The organism is Blautia faecis, assembly GCF_020554845.1.
GTDB lineage: Bacteria > Bacillota > Clostridia > Lachnospirales > Lachnospiraceae > Blautia_A > Blautia_A faecis.
Window position 1 is genome coordinate 65,540 of sequence record NZ_JAJCIA010000018.1, and the last position, 18,082, is coordinate 83,621.

The following is an 18,082-nucleotide window of genomic DNA, read 5'->3' on the forward strand; positions in this document are numbered from 1 at the left end:
TCTGTCGTGATGGCAGAACTGATTTTTTTTAAAAACACATTATATTTTCCCGCTTATTTATTTCTCTCATATCTCACAAACTTATATTCCAGATCAAAATATGTCTGCTCTTCGCTCTCTGCTGCCACATGCCACTGTGGATCTTCATCCAGATTCGGAAAATAACTGTCTGCAATATAGGCGAAATCGATCTTGGTCACTTGAGCAGCATCGCAATAAGGAAGAAGCTGCTTATAGATAGTGTCGCCGCCGATGCAGTATACATCTTCTGCCGGATACTTTTTCAATTCTTCCATAAGCTCTTCAATAGAATGAACGATTATGGCATCTTTCACCTTATAATTCTCATTTCTGGTAAGAACGATGTTTATGCGGTTTTTAAGAGGAAGCCCTCCTGGGAAACTCTCCAGGGTCTTTCTTCCCATAACACAAACCTTGCCAGTGGTCTCTTGACGAAACATTTTCATATCCGCCGGAATGCTTACAAGAAGCTTATTGTCTTTTCCAATTCCCCAGTTTTTGTCAGCAGCTACTATTATTTTCATTTCTTATAATCTCCTTTATACGAACTCCTAGAGCGTGTCTAAAAATCATTCCCGCAATCTGCACGCCCCACTTTGCGGGAGATTTTGCCCAAATTCGGTTGCCGTAGCCCGCTACAGCAGCCTCACCATATCTGAAACGCATGCGGCATTGGAACCCTTTCTCATTTACTCCATGTTTAAATGGCAATCGGAATATTTTTAATCTGAGGCCAGGTCTGATAATTCTCCACGATCAGATCATCCGTGGTAAAATCATAGAAATTCTTCACATTCGGATTCAGTTTCACAGTCGGTGCCGGATAAGGTGTCCTGGAAATCAGCTCCTTGATAACCGGAACATGTCTGTCATAAATATGACAATCCGCGATCACATGTACCAGCTCACCGGCTTCCATGTCACAGCACTGTGCGATCATCATCAACAACAGGGAATACTGGCATACATTCCAGTTATTTGCAGCCAGGATATCCTGGGAGCGCTGGTTCAAAATGGCATTTAAAGTCAGCTTGTCCTTTCCAGGCTCCTTTGTTACATTGAAGGTCATAGAGTAAGCACATGGGTAAAGATTCATCTCATGAAGATCTTCATGCACATAAATATTGGTCATAATACGACGGCTGTATGGATTATTCTTCAGATCATAAAGAACACGGTCTACCTGATCCATCATGCCTTCTTTGTACTGATGCTTCACACCCAGCTGATAACCATACGCTTTTCCAATGGAGCCATTCTCGTCAGCCCAGCTATCCCAGATATGGCTGTGAAGGTCATGAATGTTGTTTGATTTTTTCTGCCAGATCCAGAGGATCTCATCCATAGCGCTCTTTAATGCGGTCTTGCGAAGGGTCAGCGCTGGAAATTCTTTTCTCAGATCATAACGGTTCACAACACCAAAACGTTTGATCGTATAAGCAGAAGTGCCATCCTCCCACACTGGCCGGACCTTCTCCCCTTCTGTACTGGTTCCGTTCTCAATTACGTCTTTACACATATCTATAAAAATATGATCAGCTAAACTCATACCTGTCTTTTTCCTCCTGGTCTCCATTGTGCGTTCTTTATAGCAACACGATACCTGGCTGCCAGAGTCTCTCCCCACCAAGTATCTCGCTGCTTTTCATACTTCAACAATTTTAGCATAGATTCCTGTAAATAACAAGTTCTTTGCCCTCCTGTCTCCCTTCTGCTTGCTCTGGTTTTATTGTTTTTTCAAAGCCTTGTCAAATCACCTTTTTCTTTACAATCTTATTTTCCCATGTTATAGTAAACCCCATGAAGAAAATTTTAATCCATTTACTGAAACCTCTTTCTTTTCTTCCTGCAATTCTGATGATGTATCTGATTTATTCATTTTCAGCCCAGACAGGGGAGGTGTCCGGAGCCCTAAGCTATGAAGTCAGCTACCAGATTGTGGAAACCAAGAATGAAGTTCTCAACGAAAACAAAACTTATGACGAGCTCGCCTATTCTGCCAGCTCCATCGAATTTTATGTGCGAAAAGCCGCTCACATGACAGAGTACTGTCTGCTTGCCATTGCCATTTCTTTCCCACTTTATGTTTACGGAGTAAGAGGTATCTGGCTGATCCTGCTGGCAGGCGCCATCTGCGTAGGCTTCGCAGGATTAGACGAGTACCACCAGTCTTTCGTGGCAGACCGCGGGCCTTCTGTACGAGATGTGAGCATCGACAGTATCGGGGTTACAGCGGGAATCCTGCTGGTGCAGGCATTCTGCTGGTCCACCCTACATAATCCAAGCGGGAAACGGCGGCGGAGACGGCGTTAGAGCGTGTATTTCAACAAAAAACAGACTTCTGATTGATTATCACTCATTCGGAAGTCTGTTTATTTTTTTTATATTTAGTATTGTATTCGTAATTTCATGCTGTTATAATCATAAAACGCAAAAGTAACCGCCCGGTCTGCAAACTAGTGTTTACTTTTGACATTATATACACGGACTAACCGTCTATCGGCAACACTCATTTTTCATACATGTATTAACACTATCTATTAAATATGTCAATTTCTTTTCAAAAGCAATACTCTCTATTCTTCATCCTCTGTCGCATCCCCTAACTGGCTAACCAGATTAGCGCGGTCAGCGATAGACATTTTCTTATTCAAGGATGAAGTACTTTCCATTTTAGATTCAACTGTCCCTGAAGTTTCTGTCTCAGAAGCCTGTGCTTCACTTTCTGCATTCGACTCCTTCTGCATCTTGCCAGCCTTTATGCTGCCGCGGATTCCATTGATCACGAAAGCAACGCCAAGCACAATAAAAATCACTCCCGCAACCATAAATCCAGGACTGCTGCCCTCAGCACCATTTATTACATTCTGGCAAAGTGAAACACCCAGATAAGCCACATAAACCCCTGCCAAAATCATAACCAGGCAGGTTCTCATAGGCATAGCAGACTTCCCATTTCTGGCTTTCTGCTTCTCATTTACATCAGTCTCTTCCAGATTCTTATTTTCCATATTCATCCCCCTTATGAAATAGCAAACTGACTCTCATACAGATTCGCATAGAAGCCCTTCTTCGCCAGCAATTCCTCATGTCTGCCCTGCTCGATAATATTTCCGTCCTTCATGACCAGGATCAGATCTGCCTCCTGAATAGTGGAAAGACGATGTGCTACAATAAAGCTGGTTCTTCCTTCCATCAACTCTGCAAAAGCCTTCTGCACCTTCACCTCAGTACGGGTATCAATGGAAGAAGTGGCCTCATCCAGGATCAACATAGCCGGGTGCATCAGCATAACCCTTGCAATGCAAAGAAGCTGCTTCTGTCCCTGGGAAATATTTCCGCCTCCCTCTGAAATCACGGTATCATAGCCGTTTGGCATACGCTTGATAAAACTGTGGGCATGTGCATGCTTAGCTGCCTCCATAACCTTTTCCAAAGTCGCATCCGGCTTTCCATAGGCAATGTTCTCGCGGATGGTTCCTGCCTTCAGCCAGGTCTCCTGAAGCACCATACCAAAGTTTCGTCTCAGGCTGTCTCTTGTAAGCTCTCTTACCGGATAACCGCTTACCTTAATCTGTCCCTTATCTACATCATAGAATCTCATAAGAAGGTTGATCATAGTGGTCTTACCGCATCCGGTAGGTCCGACGATGGCGATCCTCTGTCCAGGTTTTACGTCAATGGAAATATCAGTAAGAAGCGGAACTTCTTTTCTGTAAGAAAAGGAAACACTCTCCACGCTTACACGGCCGTCTGCTTTCTCCAGCTCCCAAGCATCTGGCGCATCTGGCTCCTGTGCCGGTGTATCAATAAAGTCAAAGAGACGTTTTGCACATGCCAGCGCATTCTCCAGCTCTGTGATAACGCCGGAAATCTCATTAAACGGCTTGGTATACTGATTTGCATAGTTCAGGAAGCTGGTCAGCTGTCCCACAGTCATACCGCCCTTAATTACTGTAAATGCACCAAAAATTCCAACTGCTGTGTAAACAAGACCATTTACAAAGCGTGTGGATGGGTTTGTAATAGAGGAAAAGAAAATCGCTTTGATTCCGCAGACGCGAAGCTCTTCATTTACTTTTCCAAACCTTTCATTAGCTCTCTCCTCATAGGAAAAAGCCTGCACGATCTTCTGATTTCCAACAAGCTCTTCCACAATAGAAGTCATCTCCGCTCTCTTCTCGGACTGCTCCTGAAACATGCGGAAGGTTCTGCCTGCGATAAAGCTTGCCACGAACAGGGAAATCGGAGTGAGCAAAATAACGATCACTGTGATCTTCACACTGATGGAAAGCATAAATCCAATGGTTCCAAAGATGGTCAGCACACCGGTAAACAGCTGGGTAAAGCCCATAAGGAGACCATCTGAAAACTGACTGACATCAGAAACAATACGGCTTAAAATATCTCCTGGCTGATTGGCATCTATATAAGATACCGGCACCTCCTGAAGATGGGCAAACGCCTGGCTTCGCACATCCTGCACCACGCTGTAGGTAACCTGATTGGTAAGAAGGTTCATCACCCACTGGGAAACTGCATTTCCCACAACGATCACAGCCAGAGCTCCAAGCACCTTCAAAAGTCCGGCTGTATTTACATTTCCCGGACCTACGATATTATCTACACCATTACCAATCAGAATGGGTGTATACAGGGTAAATCCAACGGTGACAAGCGCTGTCAGAAGCATAATGATAATTTTTGCTTTGTAAGGGCTGATAAATTTCAGTACCCTCTTCATAGTCTCTTTATTCCTTCCCATCAGCGGTTCACCTCCTGTTCGGAAAGCTGTGACAGGCAGATTTCTCTGTAGACCTCACAGGATTCCATAAGCTCTTTGTGTGTTCCCACACCAGCCAGCTCACCATCATCCAGAACCAGGATCTTATCTGCCTGCTTGATGGAGGTTGCTCTCTGGGAAACGATAAACACAGTCATTCCCTTTGTCTGCTCATGAATGGCATGACGAAGAGCCGCATCTGTGGCAAAGTCAAGGGCAGAAGCACTGTCATCCATGATCAGGATCTCCGGATCTCCCACCAGTGCTCTTGCTATGGTAAGACGCTGGCGCTGTCCGCCGGAAAGATTGGCGCCGCCCTGACTTACCATGGTATTTAAGCCCTCCGGCTTACTTTTTACAAAACCACTTGCCTGCGCAATGGAAAGAGCCCGTTGGATTTCTTCTTCGGAAGCGTCCTCTTTGCCCCATTTCATATTGTCACGGATGGTTCCCTTAAACAGAACTGCCTGTTGTGGTACCATCCCCACCTTTTTACGAAGCTGTGAAAATGGATATTCTTTTACATTATTTCCATCAATTACCACATTACCGGAAGTTACGTCATAGAAGCGTGGGATCAGATTGACCAGAGTGGATTTACCACATCCGGTACCACCAATGATACCGATGGTCTCACCTGGTTTTGCCGTAAAGGAAATATGGGAAAGCGCCGGCTCCTTGCTGCCTGCATAGGTAAAGCTCACATCTTCAAAGACAACTCTTGCAGCGCCTGCATTTTCTTTCTGAACACTATTGCCCTGATCCGTGAGAGACGGCTGTGTATCCAGCACCTCATTCAGACGCACACCGGAAGCCATAGCCTTTGTCACTGCCACGATCAGGTTTGCAAGAGCGATCAGTGCGATCAGGATCTGGTTCATATAGTTTACAAGGGCAACCACTTCCCCCTGTGTAAGAATACCCACAGACACTTCCTTGCTTCCATACCAGAGGATTCCAATAATGGCAAAGTTCATGATAACCGTAGTGGCAGGATTCAGAAGTGCGGAAATTTTTCCCGCTCTTACCTGCACCTTGGTGTAATCGTCGTTTACTTCTGAGAATTCTTTATATTCTTCCTGCTGTCTTCCAAAAGCCCTTACTACTCTGGCACCCACATGATTCTCTCTGGTGATCAGGGAAATCCTGTCCAGGAATGACTGAGCCTTTTTGTAAATTGGCACTGTTGTGCGCATAATTCCGTAAATTACAATGGAGATCACCGGAACCGCAATCAGGAAGATCAGGCCAATCTTCACATCAATGGTAAAGGACATGATCACTGCACCCACAACAATAAAAGGAGAACGAAGGAACAGACGAAGTACCATGTTCACACCAGTCTGTGCCTGATTCACGTCATTGGTGATCCTTGTCACAAGGGTAGGAGTTCCAAGCATATCCAGTTCTCTGTAAGAAAGCCTGCTGATATGGGAAAAAAGCTCCTTGCGAAGGGCAGTGCTGAATCCCATGGCTGCCTTTGCAGAGAAATACTGTGCTGTCAGGGAACATGCAAGACCGATCACTCCAAGCAGTACCATGATCACACACTGGTGCCAGATATAGACATTGTCCTGATTCTTAATGCCGATATCCATGATTCTTGCAACAACCAGAGGCACGATCAGCTCAAAGGTGGCCTCCAGCATTTTGAACAAAGGAGCCAGAAAACTTTCTTTCTCATAGCCCTTCAAAAATATAAGCAATCTCTTCATCTTACTTCTTATTCTCCTGGATTCGTCCGTATAATCTGGTCATGGCGTTAATTCTGTGAATGATCTCATCCGTAAGCTGACCTCTTGTAAGACGCCATTTCCAGTTGTCTCCCAAAGTAGAAGGCGTATTCATTCTCGCTTCATTTCCAAGACAGAGATAATCCTGCAAAGGTACTACGCACACTTCTGCTACTGAGGACTGTGCCGCCCGGATAAGCCCCCATACACATTCATCTGTGTCCTTATCCTCACAGGCTGTGTACTGGTTCACGTAGGCTCTGTTTGACTGGGTAAGGTTCCCAAGCCAGCCCTTCGTAGTCTCATTGTCGTGGGTTCCAGTGTATACAATGCAGTTTTTGTCATATCGGAAAGGAAGATATACGCTCTCGCCGCTTTCATCAAAGGCAAACTGAAGCACCTTCATACCCGGATATCCGGATTCTGCCAGAAGCTCCCTGACGCTGTCTGTAAGGAATCCCAGATCCTCTGCGATCACATCCAGATCCTTAATTTTCTCCTCCAGGACCTTGAACAGTTCTATTCCAGGACCTTTTTCCCACTTTCCATTCTCAGCGGTCTCATCTCCATAGGGAACTGACCAGTACTCGTCAAAACCGCGGAAATGATCGATCCGGACCTTGTCGTACAGCTTCATACAGTGAGTCATACGAAGGATCCACCAGTTATAACCTGTTTTCTTATGATATTCCCAATTATAAAGTGGATTTCCCCACAGCTGACCAGTTGCGGAAAAAGCGTCTGGAGGACATCCTGCCACTGCTGCCGGTGTAGCCTCCTCATCAAACTGGAACAGATCCGGGTTCGCCCATGCATCTGCGCCATCAAAAGCCACATAAATAGGAAGATCACCGATGATCTTAATACCTCTGTCATTTGCATATTTCTTCAGCCGGTTCCACTGGCGGTAGAACCAGAACTGCTGAAAGGCATAGAAGCTGATATCCTCCTTCAGCTCCTCTCTTGCCTTAGCAAGCGCCTCCGGCTTACGTGTCTTTAAGTCCTCCGGCCACTGATTCCAGGAAATTCCCTCCAGGCTGTCCTTTATTGCCATATAAAGACAATAATCTGCAAGCCAGAAGCCCTGCTCTTTCTCAAAGGCTTCCATCTCCTCACGGATCAGCTGAAGCTCCTTTTCTTTCCCATCCATCTGGTAAAAACGTCTGTAAGCCTTCCGAAGAAGGGAAAATCTGGAAAGATAAACCTTCTCATAGTCCACATAGCTTTTGCTGCCGCCCCAGTCACATTCTGCACATTCTGCTGCTGTGAGAAGGTCTCTCTGGATCAATTCCTCCAAATCAATGAAATAAGGATTTCCTGCAAATGTGGAAAAAGACTGGTAAGGGGAATCCCCGTATCCGGTAGGTCCAAGTGGCAGGATCTGCCAGTATTTCTGACCCGCTTCTGCAAGCTGATCTACAAAAGCGTAAGCTTCTTTAGAAAAACATCCGATTCCATAGTTGGAAGGGATACTGGATATAGGCAATAAAATACCGCTGGCTCTCATCATATGTTCCTCCTGTCTGGTTCAATAACCATTATCTGCTTATTATACCGCTATCATGCATAATCGGTCAACAGAATAAAACAGCTTCGCAAATTTTATCCTGCTTTCGTTGCTGCTCAAAAAACAGGCACCCGGAAAAATTCCGAATGCCTGTCATTTTCTTCTGCATCACATTTAAGTAATACCAAAAGACTTATATTCTTTTGACTTGATTATTTCTTACTTGTATAACCGAAGAAGAAGTATCCAAGTGGTGTGTAGTACATGCCGTCAATGTCTGGATTGAGCATATATGGCTGTGTATAGAAGTAGATTGGAGCAAGTACGCTGTCCTGTCCAATGAGGATATCCTCAGCTTCGTGGAATGCTTTCATACGCTCTTCCGGATCAGAAGTAGCTTTTGCTGCATCGATAGCTGCATCATAGTCTGGGTTAGAGTACTGAGCGTCGTTGTTACCGCCGTCTGTGTACCACATATCCAGGAATGAGCAAGGATCGTTGTAGTCTGCGATCCAGCCGTTACGGGCGATCTGGAAGTTACCATCTTTTCTGTTCTGAAGGAATACGTTCCAATCCTGGTTGTTCAAGTTAACAGTTACACCAAGCTCTGTCTGCCACATGTTCTGAAGAGCCTCACCGATCTTCTTGTGGTTATCAGCTGTGTTGTACAGATACTCTACAGTCGGGAAGCCTTCGCCGTTCGGATAACCAGCGTCTGCAAGAAGCTGACGGGCCTCTTCGCAGTTAGCCTCATAATCCTCATCGGAAATGCTGTAGTAAGAACCGCCTACTGTACGGAAGTCATCACTACCAGCACCAGCTGCATCATTTACACCGTTCGGTACATATCCGTCAGCCGGAACCTCACCAGCCTGGGAAACGTTCTCTACGATGTAGTTACGGTCGATTACAAGTGAGAACGCTTTACGGATGTTAGGGTCAGAGAAAACTTCGTCCTCTGTGTTGAAGCATACATAGTAGGTTCCAAGATAGTCACCAATCTCAAGCTCGCCAGAAGCAAGGTAGGTCGGGATCTCGTCTACAGGAAGGTTCTCGATGAAATCAAGCTCTCCGTTGTTGTAACCTTTGAGCATTGCGTTGTTGTCATCAAGAAGTGTAAACTTGATAGTATCCGGTCCAAGATTCTCATAGTCATAGTAGTTCTCGTTTTTCTCCATGGAGATGTAAGCATTGTGAGACCACTCTGTCATTTTGTATGGTCCATTGCCAATGTATGTGCTTGGATCAAATGTCCAGTTGTCACTGCTCTCTACCATATCCTGACGAACCGGGAAGGTTGCCGGGAATGCCATGATTTCTTCGAAATACGGGCAGTCATAGGTAAGATCGATCTGAAGAGTCTGATCATCAACTGCTGTAATTCCAAGAGTGCTTGGATCCGCACTTCCGTCAGCAACTGCGTCATATCCTTTTACCATGTCGATCATGTAGCAGTAATCTGCTGCTGTCTCAGGATTTGCTAGACGCTGCCATGCATAAACGAAGTCACCAGCTGTTACAGCCTGTCCATCAGACCATTTGATTCCGTCACGAAGTTTAACAGTGTAAGTAACTGTACCATCTTCGTTCTCGGCCTTTTCCCAGGACTCAGCCTGTCCAGGAGCTGTGACAGCATTTCCTTCACCATCATTTACCCATTTAGCCAGACCTTCGAACATATGGTTGCACATGATAGCTCCATCAACTGCAGAGTTCAGTGCAGGGTCAATTGTCTGTGGTTCAGATGCGATACAAAGGTTCAGGTTGAATCCTTCGTCAGATGCTGTATCCTCGGCGAATACAGGAGTTGCTGCCATGCTTAATACCATAGCTGCAGTCAGTGCCATAGACATAAATTTTCTTCTCATTACATTTCCTCCTTTATGCTTTTTTGCGCCGCATGAGAGATGAGAATCGACGCTTGTATTCATCAGCTCTTCCGTGAAGAAGAACGAAATACCTAAACTTCCTTTATTTGTCCAGCAAATGGCAGGCTGCCCAGTGGCCCGGCTCATGCTCTCTGAACACAGGAGTTACCTGGCTGCACTTTTCAGTGGCATATGGACATCTGGTGTGGAAACGGCATCCGCTTGGCGGATTCATAGGACTTGGCACGTCTCCTTCCAGAATAATACGCTTTCTTGTCCGGCTCAGCTTTGGATCCGGAACCGGAACTGCGGAAAGCAGGGTCTGTGTATATGGATGGATCGGATGTCTGTTCAGCTCATAGCTCTCGCCCAACTCAACAAGAGAGCCAAGATACATAACACCGATTCTGTTGGAAATATGACGGACAACGGAAAGATCATGGGCAATGAACAGATAAGTCAGACCCATCTGCTCCTGCATGTCTTCCAGCATGTTTACCACCTGTGACTGGATAGAAACATCCAATGCGGAAATCGGCTCGTCACAGACGATGAACTCCGGTTTTACTGCAAGGGCGCGGGCAATACCAACACGCTGCTGCTGACCGCCGGAAAACTCATGTGGATAACGGTTTGCATGCTCTGTATTTAATCCAACCTGCGCCAGCAGCTCTTTGATCATGTCAGCGCGGTCTTTCTTACTCGCTGCAAGCTTGTGGATATCAATGGCCTCTCCAATGATCTCACCAACTGTCATTCGAGGATCCAGGGAAGCGGACGGATCCTGGAAAATGATCTGCATTTTTCTTCTGTAGGGAAGCATTTTGGCAGCTTTGGCTTTTCCAAGAGGTTTGCCGTCTTTATCCAGAGGATTGTCGTAAATGGTTTCGCCATCATAAATAATCTTTCCTCCGGTTGGCTCATAAAGGCGAAGAATCGTTCTTCCCAGTGTGGTCTTTCCACATCCGGACTCTCCTACAAGACCGAGTGTTTCACCTTTTTTGATATAAAGGGAAACATCCTGTACAGCCTGTACCCCCGGACCTTTTATGCCGTTTACCGGAAAATATTTTCGTAAATTCTCAATTTCAAGAAGCTTCTTTTCTTCTGCCATTTATTTCTCCTCCTTGTTCATAAGCTCCTGAACCCGAAGCCAGCAGGCGGAACGATGTTTCTCGCCCACTTCCACGTAAGGAGGCATTTTCTTCAGACAGATCTTCATGCAATGCTCACAACGTGGAGCAAACGGACATCCTTCCGGCGGATTCAGCATATCAACCGGGGTTCCCTCGATTGGGATCAGTCTTTCATAGCTCTCGGCATCAACACGGGGCATGGAACGAAGAAGACCCTTTGTATATGGATGTGCAGGCTCGTAGAAAATGTCATCTACAGGTCCCTGCTCCACAATTTTACCTGCATACATAACGGATACCTTGTCACAGATATCTGCCACAACACCAAGGTTGTGTGTGATGAAAATGATTCCCATTCCGGTCTTTTTCTGAAGATCCTTCATCAAGTCAAGGATCTGTGCCTGAATGGTAACATCAAGGGCTGTGGTCGGCTCATCTGCGATCAGAAGCTGCGGATGGCAGATCAGTCCCATAGCGATCATGACACGCTGTCGCATACCGCCGGAAAACTCGTGTGGATACTGCTTCATACGCTTCTCCACATTATTGATTCCAACCAGTTCCATCATTTCCATGGCACGTTTCTGGGCTTCTTCTTTGCTGATTTTCTTATCATGGGCACGAAGAGCTTCCACAAGCTGATTTCCGATGGTGTAAACCGGATTCAGACAGGTCATGGGATTCTGGAAAATCATAGCTACTTTGTTTCCGCGGAACGCAGTCATCTCTTCCTTGGAAAAAGAAAGGACATCTTTTCCCTCGAAGGTAATGGAGCCTCCGATAACTTTACCTGGGGACTGAAGAAGCCCCATAATAGAATATGCCTCCTGGCTCTTTCCAGAACCAGATTCTCCAACAACTCCCATAACTTCGCCATAATCAAGGTCATAGGAGATACCGCCAACGGCTTTTACCTCGCCGGCCGGGGTAAAGAAGGAGACTTTCAGGTCTTTTACTTCCAGCAATTTATTTTTCTGTTCAGACATTGTTCTCCTCCTCTCTTATTTCTTCAGCTTCGGATCAAGAGCATCGCGAAGTCCATCGCCAAACAGGTTGAATGCAAGGATCATAATGCTCAGGATCACGGAAGGTACGATCAGTCTGTAAGTATAAGTGTACATACCGCTAAGTGCGTCTGTTGCCATGGATCCAAGGCTTGGAAGAGGTGCTGAAACACCAACTCCAAGGTAGGATAAGAAGGATTCCAGGAAAATAGCAGACGGTATCTGCAGGCAGGTAGTAACAACGATCTGTCCGATACAGTTTGGAAGCAGATGACGGCGGATGATCCTGCCGCCAGATGCACCAAGTGCTCTTGCTGCGGTTACATATTCCTGCTGTTTCAGCTGAAGTACCTGGCCACGGATAATACGGCTCATGGTAACCCAGTATAACAGACCAAATGCAATAAACATGGAGATCAGGTTCGGTCCAAGTACATTGACAAAGGATTTCAGAGGACTGGTTCCTGATGAATTCACATAGTCGGTAAGGATTGGTTTCAGTGCAGTTGCGATCAGAAGGACAACCAGCATCTCCGGAACTGCATAAATAAGTTCAACAATACGCTGCATCACTGCGTCCACCTTGCCGCCGCAGTAACCGGAAATAGCACCATAAAGTGCGCCGATCACCAGTACCAGGATAGCTGCGAATACGCCGACAGACATGGAAACACGGGCACCATACATAACACGGACCAGAATATCACGGCCATACATGTCAGTACCAAATACATGTGGAAATACTTTTTCCCCATTTGCCTTGCGCTCAAGCTCTGCCTGGGAATAACCGAAAATATGCTTCTTGATTCCAAGCTCCTTGCGGACGGAATCTTCATCTACGCTCTGCTCCTCAGAAGAGTCTTCTGAAGGTTTTGCAGCAACTTTTGCTTTTGCACGGATAACTGCTTCATCTTTCTTTGTAAATTTCTCGCCCTTTTTCTCAGCTTCTGCTTTCGCCTGGGCGATCATTTCATCTACATCCACTACATCGGACTGGGTTCTGGAAGCGATCTCGTCGTTCACACGCTGGGTGTCCTCCAGTGTGTAGTGATAGGGATAAAGGTTCTCAGCACCTTTGTTAAACTCGTCATAGCCATATGGAATCAGAAGCGGGCCCACAAAGGCAAACAAAAACAGGAATACGATCACACCAAGTGCAACCATAGCCACCACATTTTTCTTTAATCTTCTCCAGGCATCTTTCCAGTAGGAAACACTCTGGCGGTCCTGAATAAAATCATCCTTCTCCTGTCTGGACGCAGATGCAAAATCATCCGGACTTAAATCCTGAAGGAGGTTCTCAATATCCGGCTGAAGACTCACCGGACATTTCTTAATCTTCTTATCTTCTGCCACGATCATTCTCCTCCTTTCGCAAGGCTGATTCTCGGGTCAGCAACCTTATAAAGGAAGTCTACAACCAGGTTCATCAGAATAATAAATGCTGCCAGGAAAATGGTAGTTCCCATAATAACCGGATAATCACGGTTCTGGATGGACTGTACGAAATAACGTCCAAGTCCCGGAATTGAGAATACGCTCTCTACAACGAAACCACCACAAAGGGTAAAGGCCACCTGCGGTCCTAAGTATGTAATAACCGGAATCAGTGCATTTCTAAGAGCATGTTTGAAAATAATCTTTTTGTTCTTCAGACCTTTGGCGCGGGCTGTCTTAATGTACTCCTGACTTAAGGAATCCAGCATGGCAGAACGTGTCTGACGTGCTGTATAGCACATTGGATAAAAGCCCAGGGCAAAGCATGGCAGTACATAGGCGCGCCATCCCTGCGACGGATCAAAAATAGACGGAAACAGATTCAGTGCATTGTTTCCGGTCAGGGTTACCAGAAGAACAGATGCCACAACGAAGCTTGGCATGGAGATTCCAAGTGTACAGATCACACGAAGGATGCTGTCTGTCAGCTTGCCTCTCTTAAATGCGGCAAGACAGCCAAGAGGTACACCCACCAGAATCGCCCATGCAAGTGCAAGTGCACCTACCTTGGCAGATACCGGGAACATATCCACGATAATGTCAAGAACTGCACGGTTCTTCTGCATCTTAAGTGATACACCGAAGTCACCGTGAAGAATATTTTTCAGATACATAAACAACTGTACATAGACCGGCTTATCCAGTCCATATTTGGCATTCAGCGCAGCCAGTGTGGTCTCGGAAGGTGTTTTTTCACTGAGCCATGGGCTTCCAGGTACAGCATTCATCAGCAGGAAGGTAAGACAGGCTACCAGAAAGATAGTCAGAATCGCCATTCCAAGTCTTTTTGCAAAATACTTTCCCATTTTTCCTCCTTATTTTTTCCGGTCGAAAACATTTATTTCGGTTTCCTTTATGAGAGATGCCATCAAAAACACCACACCCATATCAGACTGATTTCTGACCAGAGTTCATTTTTTAATATGTAAAAAAAATTATAGCATTTCAATTTGCTTTATTCAAGTAACATTTTAAACTTTAGAACGGTGACAATGCATTTTTTTAAGCTTGTACTATTTTTCAGTGCTATTATGGTATATTTTTTGTGTATTTTATACAAAGACATTTGTTTGTTTCACAAGTGCAGATTGTTTATCATAACACTACAGCATGTTTAAAAAAGACTTGGGAGCCTGTTTCAAAAATCATTTCTGCAATCTATATAAAACTAATCTATTTTTTAGTTCAAAAAAGAAGGATACCAGATTGGCATCCTTCTCTCTCAATTCTTACCAGTTCCCCTTTTGCTTCATCCGGCTCCATATCTTTGCCGCAGCTCATAAGAAAAGCCACACCCAGAAGAACCAGCAGCAGAATCCAGCCTTTTTTTCTCATATAGTTCTCCATTTCACACTGTATTTCTGCGAGTATGTGCAAAATAGAGCATCTTATGCATAATGGACGTCTTTTCTCAAAAGCCCTTTTTCTTTATATAGAAGGCAATGTCGTGATAAACCCTCTTCCGGTCTGTCTCGTTCAGAATTTCGTGGCGCATTCCCGGATACAGCTTGCCTTTCACGTCTACATAACCGGCGCGCCGCATATCCTGCACTGCTTTTGCAAAATGACGCACGTTGATCATACAGGGATCATCAGAGCCACTGATAAAAAGCACGGGCATTTTCGGTCTGGTGCAGTGCCAGTGCTTTACGTCGTAAGCACGCTTCATCAGCTCAAAAAGTGCCAGATAGCCATCATCTGTAAACGTAAAGCCACAAAGTTCAGAATCAGAGTACTCCTGAGCTGCTGCCTTATTGGCACAGATCCAGGAAGTACAGTTTTCGTCCTTGCGGAAGCGCATCACATTTCCGGCAAAGGAAAGGGTTTCGATGACTTTACTCTTGTGGGCTGGTCCAAACACAGCACTTTCCATATGGGCGATTACTTCTCCAAGAGATCTTGCCCTGTTCTTGCTTGGAGAACCGCAAACGATCAGCATGTCCATGCAGTCATCATGATCTCTTGCAAAAGCGCGCACGGCCAGCGAGCCCATACTATGCCCGAATAAGATCAATGGCAGATCCGGAAGCTGCTGGTGCATTTCCCGGTTCACCACCTCAATATCCTTGAGGATCGCATCCGCGCCGCCGCCATACATATATCCCAGGTCATCCAGCGCCCGCACACTTTTCCCATGACCACGGTGATCGTGGATCACACATACATAGCCTTTTTTTGCCATGTATTCCATAAAGGGAAGATAGCGCTCCTTGTATTCGCTCATCCCATGAACAAGCTGCAGGATTCCTCTGTACGGTGTCTCATCCGGAACCACTGCCAGAACGGAAATATCAAGGCCGTCCGCCTCTGATTCTATATAAGCTTCATACTTTGCACCCATAGTTTTTCCGCCTTTCTTCTTTTTTTATTATCTTAACATAAATACCCGGTATCTGTAAAGTTACTGGTTACTGTTCGCGACCTGACTAGTAACGTTCCGCGAGGTGTTTTTTGTGAACAAAGTTCACAGAAAACCCGAGAATTAAGTTTGCGCAGCAAACACTACTTCTTGTGCTTGTCACAAGAAGGTTCGTTTTTCTGTGCATCGCGAAGCACGTTACTGTGAACGAAGTGAGCAGTAACACTCTGTAAATACTTTGACACTCTTCCAAGAGTATACTATAATAAAAAAGATGTCACACAGATTTATATGTGAAATTTTTACAGACGGTCAATTTATGAAATTATAATAGCATAGACATCGCCAGAGCATGTTTGAAAAAGGCTTTCTACAAGATGTGCGTCACGATTTGTGAGAGATTTTATCCGGATGAGGGCGCCGTAGCCGCTCTAAGACAACCGAATTCGGGCGAAATATACCGCAAAGTGGAACGTGTAGATTGCGGGAATGATTTTTCAAACAGGCTCTAAACTTAACAAGGAGGAAACATGGAAGAAAAACAACTAAATATGCCAGATGAACACCCTGTTCCGAAGAAAAAAAGAAAAGGAAAGGCCGGACGCATTCTGCTTCTGCTTATTCTTATCCTTGTCGCCGGCGCAGCCATTGGCTACTATTTCTACGAACGCAGCCAGCCAGCCAAAGAATTGGATAAATATCTTACCGGCATCCAGAGCCTTGATTTCGACACAATGGAAAGTATGCTCCAGAGCGCCGATCTTTCCGCTCTTGACAATGCAGATGTGCGAAACGCCACCTACGAAAGCTTCTTCAAATCCATCAACGCCAAAATGACCTGGAAGATCACAAAGACACGTTTCAGTTTTCAAGACGGCACTGCAGAAGTCACTGCGCGGATCCGCTATGTAGACGGATCTGACATCTACCGTGAAACTGTAACCGAATTCCTTCGTCAGATCGTTTCCAGCGCCTTTTCCGGAGAAAGTCTTACAGAACAGGAAACCCAGGACAAGCTTGCTGCTATTTTAATAGAAAAAGCCTCCAGCCTGGAAGACAAATTCAGTGAAACAGACATTGTTTATCCTATGATCAAAGTAAACGGCCAATGGAAGGTTACAGCTCTTGATGATGAAACAGTAAAGATCATGTCCGCCAATTTCAAAAGTGTAGAGGATGAGATCAGCCAGGCTCTGGCGGATTCCGACTCCACAGCAGAGGGAACCGATGGTCCAGCTGATTCTGTGGTCCAGACGCCTGCCACATCTGATGGAACCATTGATCTTTCCAACCAGCGTTTCTCTATCCACTATACCAGAAATGTAGTTTCCACAGACTTTGGCGGTGAGCCCTGCCTTCTCGTCTACTATGACTACACAAATAACGGAGAAAGTTCTTCCAGTGCTATGGTAGATGTAAATCTTACCGCTTATCAGAATGATGCGGCTCTTGAAGCAGCTATTCCGGCAAACAGTGATGAGGCTGTTGATGCATTTATGAAAGAAATCCAGCCTGGAGAAACGGTAAATGTATGTCAGGCTTTTTCCCTTAATGATATGAGCCCGGTTACCTTGCATGCTTCAGACGCATTTGGTCTGGATACTGGAATTACAGCAGCACAGACATTAAATCTCCAGTAAAAGAAGCAACCAGCACATCACCATATGGGAAGCACAATGAAATCTTTTATACGCGAAAGTTCCGTTTAAGGCTTTCGCGTATTTTTATGTCTCTCTTTGCAGTTTCAGACAGTCCCCCTGTTTTTTGCTGCTAAAATTCCATCTTTTACCACATTTTATACAGGCTTTTTCGTATAATTTCCACGATAAAAAGAAACACTATAGTTACGAAAGGATGGTGACTTATGGAAAATAAATTTTTAAATTGTTTCTGTCTGACTCTTACAATAATCGGCGCTGTCAACTGGGGACTGATCGGGTTCTTCAACTTTAACCTGGTAGCTCTCATCTTTGGCAGTATGAGCTGGATTTCCAGAATCATCTACGCACTGGTCGGACTTTCGGGTCTGTATCTGCTCAGTTTCTATGGAACGCTCTGCTCCAATGAAAATAATGCGTCATAAGTTAAAAAAGCCAGGAAACTTAATTCCTGGCTTTTAAAGAGCGATAGACGGGGCTCGAACCCGCGGTCTCGACCTTGGCAAGGTCGCGCGT

17 protein-coding genes and 3 pseudogenes are annotated in these 18,082 nt (G+C 45.3%); 4 read left to right on the forward strand and 16 right to left on the reverse strand.

What is annotated here, in order from left to right:
* Window positions 1-53 precede the first annotated feature (53 nt).
* Complete coding sequence (locus LIZ66_RS10520; RefSeq protein WP_173718256.1) at window positions 54-545, reverse strand: dihydrofolate reductase; 492 nt, start codon at window positions 543-545, stop codon at window positions 54-56.
* Window positions 523-675 (reverse strand): annotated as a pseudogene (locus LIZ66_RS19985) (DUF6783 domain-containing protein); the annotation flags it as partial. The pseudogene LIZ66_RS19985 and the gene LIZ66_RS10520, both read right to left, overlap by 23 nt.
* On the opposite strand from LIZ66_RS19985, the pseudogene LIZ66_RS19345 reads away from it, so the two are divergent.
* Window positions 625-747 (forward strand): annotated as a pseudogene (locus tag LIZ66_RS19345) (hypothetical protein); the annotation flags it as partial. The pseudogenes LIZ66_RS19985 and LIZ66_RS19345 sit on opposite strands and share 51 nt — an antisense overlap.
* Here the strand turns inward: LIZ66_RS19345 and thyA are convergent.
* Window positions 722-1,570, reverse strand: coding sequence for a thymidylate synthase (gene thyA / locus LIZ66_RS10525; RefSeq protein WP_118579195.1), 849 nt, complete (start codon window positions 1,568-1,570; stop codon window positions 722-724). The pseudogene LIZ66_RS19345 and the gene thyA overlap by 26 nt on opposite strands.
* 251 nt (window positions 1,571-1,821) lie before the next feature.
* Here thyA and LIZ66_RS10530 point away from each other — a divergent pair, with 251 nt between their 5' ends.
* Complete coding sequence (locus tag LIZ66_RS10530; protein WP_227200793.1) at window positions 1,822-2,334, forward strand: VanZ family protein; 513 nt, start codon at window positions 1,822-1,824, stop codon at window positions 2,332-2,334.
* A gap of 263 nt (window positions 2,335-2,597) precedes the next feature.
* On the opposite strand, the gene LIZ66_RS10535 is transcribed toward LIZ66_RS10530, so the two are convergent.
* The 13 genes and pseudogenes from LIZ66_RS10535 to LIZ66_RS20355 form a co-directional block, all read right to left on the reverse strand.
* Window positions 2,598-3,032 (reverse strand): hypothetical protein, encoded by a 435-nt coding sequence (locus LIZ66_RS10535; RefSeq protein ID WP_227200794.1) that lies wholly within the window; start codon window positions 3,030-3,032, stop codon window positions 2,598-2,600.
* A gap of 11 nt (window positions 3,033-3,043) precedes the next feature.
* Window positions 3,044-4,786 carry an ABC transporter ATP-binding protein gene (locus tag LIZ66_RS10540; RefSeq protein WP_173718254.1) on the reverse strand — a complete coding sequence of 581 codons (1,743 nt, stop codon included), beginning with the start codon at window positions 4,784-4,786 and terminating at the stop codon, window positions 3,044-3,046.
* Entirely contained in the window at window positions 4,786-6,519 is a 1,734-nt protein-coding gene (locus LIZ66_RS10545) for an ABC transporter ATP-binding protein (RefSeq protein WP_148462791.1), read from the reverse strand. The genes LIZ66_RS10540 and LIZ66_RS10545 overlap by 1 nt, the downstream gene beginning before the upstream one ends.
* Window position 6,520: 1 nt before the next feature.
* Window positions 6,521-8,044 carry a 4-alpha-glucanotransferase gene (gene malQ / locus LIZ66_RS10550; protein WP_195409464.1) on the reverse strand — a complete coding sequence of 508 codons (1,524 nt, stop codon included), beginning with the start codon at window positions 8,042-8,044 and terminating at the stop codon, window positions 6,521-6,523.
* A 212-nt stretch (window positions 8,045-8,256) separates the two neighbouring features.
* On the reverse strand, window positions 8,257-9,912 hold the full coding sequence (locus LIZ66_RS10555) for a peptide ABC transporter substrate-binding protein (RefSeq protein WP_118579210.1): 1,656 nt from the start codon (window positions 9,910-9,912) through the stop codon (window positions 8,257-8,259).
* 103 nt (window positions 9,913-10,015) lie between these two features.
* Entirely contained in the window at window positions 10,016-11,026 is a 1,011-nt protein-coding gene (locus LIZ66_RS10560; RefSeq protein ID WP_118579213.1) for an ABC transporter ATP-binding protein, read from the reverse strand.
* The gene (locus LIZ66_RS10565; protein ID WP_118579216.1) at window positions 11,027-12,034 is read right to left on the reverse strand and encodes an ABC transporter ATP-binding protein; all 1,008 of its coding nucleotides are present in this window, start codon (window positions 12,032-12,034) and stop codon (window positions 11,027-11,029) included.
* A 15-nt stretch (window positions 12,035-12,049) separates the two neighbouring features.
* Entirely contained in the window at window positions 12,050-13,408 is a 1,359-nt protein-coding gene (locus LIZ66_RS10570; protein ID WP_173735202.1) for an ABC transporter permease, read from the reverse strand.
* Window positions 13,409-13,410: 2 nt separating this feature from the next.
* Window positions 13,411-14,355, reverse strand: coding sequence for an ABC transporter permease (locus LIZ66_RS10575; protein WP_173735203.1), 945 nt, complete (start codon window positions 14,353-14,355; stop codon window positions 13,411-13,413).
* A gap of 379 nt (window positions 14,356-14,734) precedes the next feature.
* Window positions 14,735-14,884: a hypothetical protein gene (locus LIZ66_RS10580; RefSeq protein WP_195409436.1), complete on the reverse strand. Its 150-nt coding sequence runs from the start codon at window positions 14,882-14,884 to the stop codon at window positions 14,735-14,737.
* Between the two features lie 76 nt (window positions 14,885-14,960).
* Window positions 14,961-15,890, reverse strand: coding sequence for an alpha/beta fold hydrolase (locus LIZ66_RS10585; RefSeq protein WP_195409435.1), 930 nt, complete (start codon window positions 15,888-15,890; stop codon window positions 14,961-14,963).
* A gap of 335 nt (window positions 15,891-16,225) precedes the next feature.
* Window positions 16,226-16,324: pseudogene (locus LIZ66_RS19990) on the reverse strand (DUF6783 domain-containing protein); the annotation flags it as partial.
* The gene (locus tag LIZ66_RS20355) at window positions 16,293-16,409 is read right to left on the reverse strand and encodes a DUF6783 domain-containing protein (protein ID WP_334301172.1); all 117 of its coding nucleotides are present in this window, start codon (window positions 16,407-16,409) and stop codon (window positions 16,293-16,295) included. The pseudogene LIZ66_RS19990 and the gene LIZ66_RS20355, both read right to left, overlap by 32 nt.
* A 29-nt stretch (window positions 16,410-16,438) precedes the next feature.
* Between LIZ66_RS20355 and LIZ66_RS10590 the strand changes: the two genes are divergently transcribed.
* Both LIZ66_RS10590 and LIZ66_RS10595 read left to right on the forward strand, forming a co-directional pair.
* Window positions 16,439-17,548, forward strand: a complete 1,110-nt coding sequence (locus tag LIZ66_RS10590) for a DUF5067 domain-containing protein (protein WP_226815584.1) — start codon at window positions 16,439-16,441, stop codon at window positions 17,546-17,548.
* Window positions 17,549-17,772: 224 nt separating this feature from the next.
* A complete protein-coding gene (locus LIZ66_RS10595) occupies window positions 17,773-17,991 on the forward strand; it encodes a DUF378 domain-containing protein (protein WP_148462795.1) in 219 nt (72 codons plus the stop codon).
* The last annotated feature ends 91 nt before the right edge of the window (window positions 17,992-18,082 follow it).

Excerpts from the sequence above, each read along its gene's own strand:
- LIZ66_RS10520 (WP_173718256.1), bottom strand. The coding sequence starts at position 545 with ATGAAAATAATAGTAGCTGCTGACAAAAACTGGGGAATTGGAAAAGAC.
- LIZ66_RS10585 (WP_195409435.1), bottom strand. The coding sequence starts at position 15,890 with ATGGGTGCAAAGTATGAAGCTTATATAGAATCAGAGGCGGACGGCCTT.
- LIZ66_RS10530 (WP_227200793.1), top strand. The coding sequence starts at position 1,822 with ATGAAGAAAATTTTAATCCATTTACTGAAACCTCTTTCTTTTCTTCCT.
- malQ (WP_195409464.1), bottom strand. The coding sequence starts at position 8,044 with ATGAGAGCCAGCGGTATTTTATTGCCTATATCCAGTATCCCTTCCAAC.
- LIZ66_RS10595 (WP_148462795.1), top strand. The coding sequence starts at position 17,773 with ATGGAAAATAAATTTTTAAATTGTTTCTGTCTGACTCTTACAATAATC.
- LIZ66_RS10565 (WP_118579216.1), bottom strand. The coding sequence starts at position 12,034 with ATGTCTGAACAGAAAAATAAATTGCTGGAAGTAAAAGACCTGAAAGTC.
- LIZ66_RS10540 (WP_173718254.1), bottom strand. The coding sequence starts at position 4,786 with ATGGGAAGGAATAAAGAGACTATGAAGAGGGTACTGAAATTTATCAGC.
- LIZ66_RS10580 (WP_195409436.1), bottom strand. The coding sequence starts at position 14,884 with ATGAGAAAAAAAGGCTGGATTCTGCTGCTGGTTCTTCTGGGTGTGGCT.
- LIZ66_RS10535 (WP_227200794.1), bottom strand. The coding sequence starts at position 3,032 with ATGGAAAATAAGAATCTGGAAGAGACTGATGTAAATGAGAAGCAGAAA.
- LIZ66_RS10590 (WP_226815584.1), top strand. The coding sequence starts at position 16,439 with ATGGAAGAAAAACAACTAAATATGCCAGATGAACACCCTGTTCCGAAG.
- LIZ66_RS10575 (WP_173735203.1), bottom strand. The coding sequence starts at position 14,355 with ATGGGAAAGTATTTTGCAAAAAGACTTGGAATGGCGATTCTGACTATC.
- LIZ66_RS10545 (WP_148462791.1), bottom strand. The coding sequence starts at position 6,519 with ATGAAGAGATTGCTTATATTTTTGAAGGGCTATGAGAAAGAAAGTTTT.
- thyA (WP_118579195.1), bottom strand. The coding sequence starts at position 1,570 with ATGAGTTTAGCTGATCATATTTTTATAGATATGTGTAAAGACGTAATT.
- LIZ66_RS10555 (WP_118579210.1), bottom strand. The coding sequence starts at position 9,912 with ATGAGAAGAAAATTTATGTCTATGGCACTGACTGCAGCTATGGTATTA.
- LIZ66_RS10560 (WP_118579213.1), bottom strand. The coding sequence starts at position 11,026 with ATGGCAGAAGAAAAGAAGCTTCTTGAAATTGAGAATTTACGAAAATAT.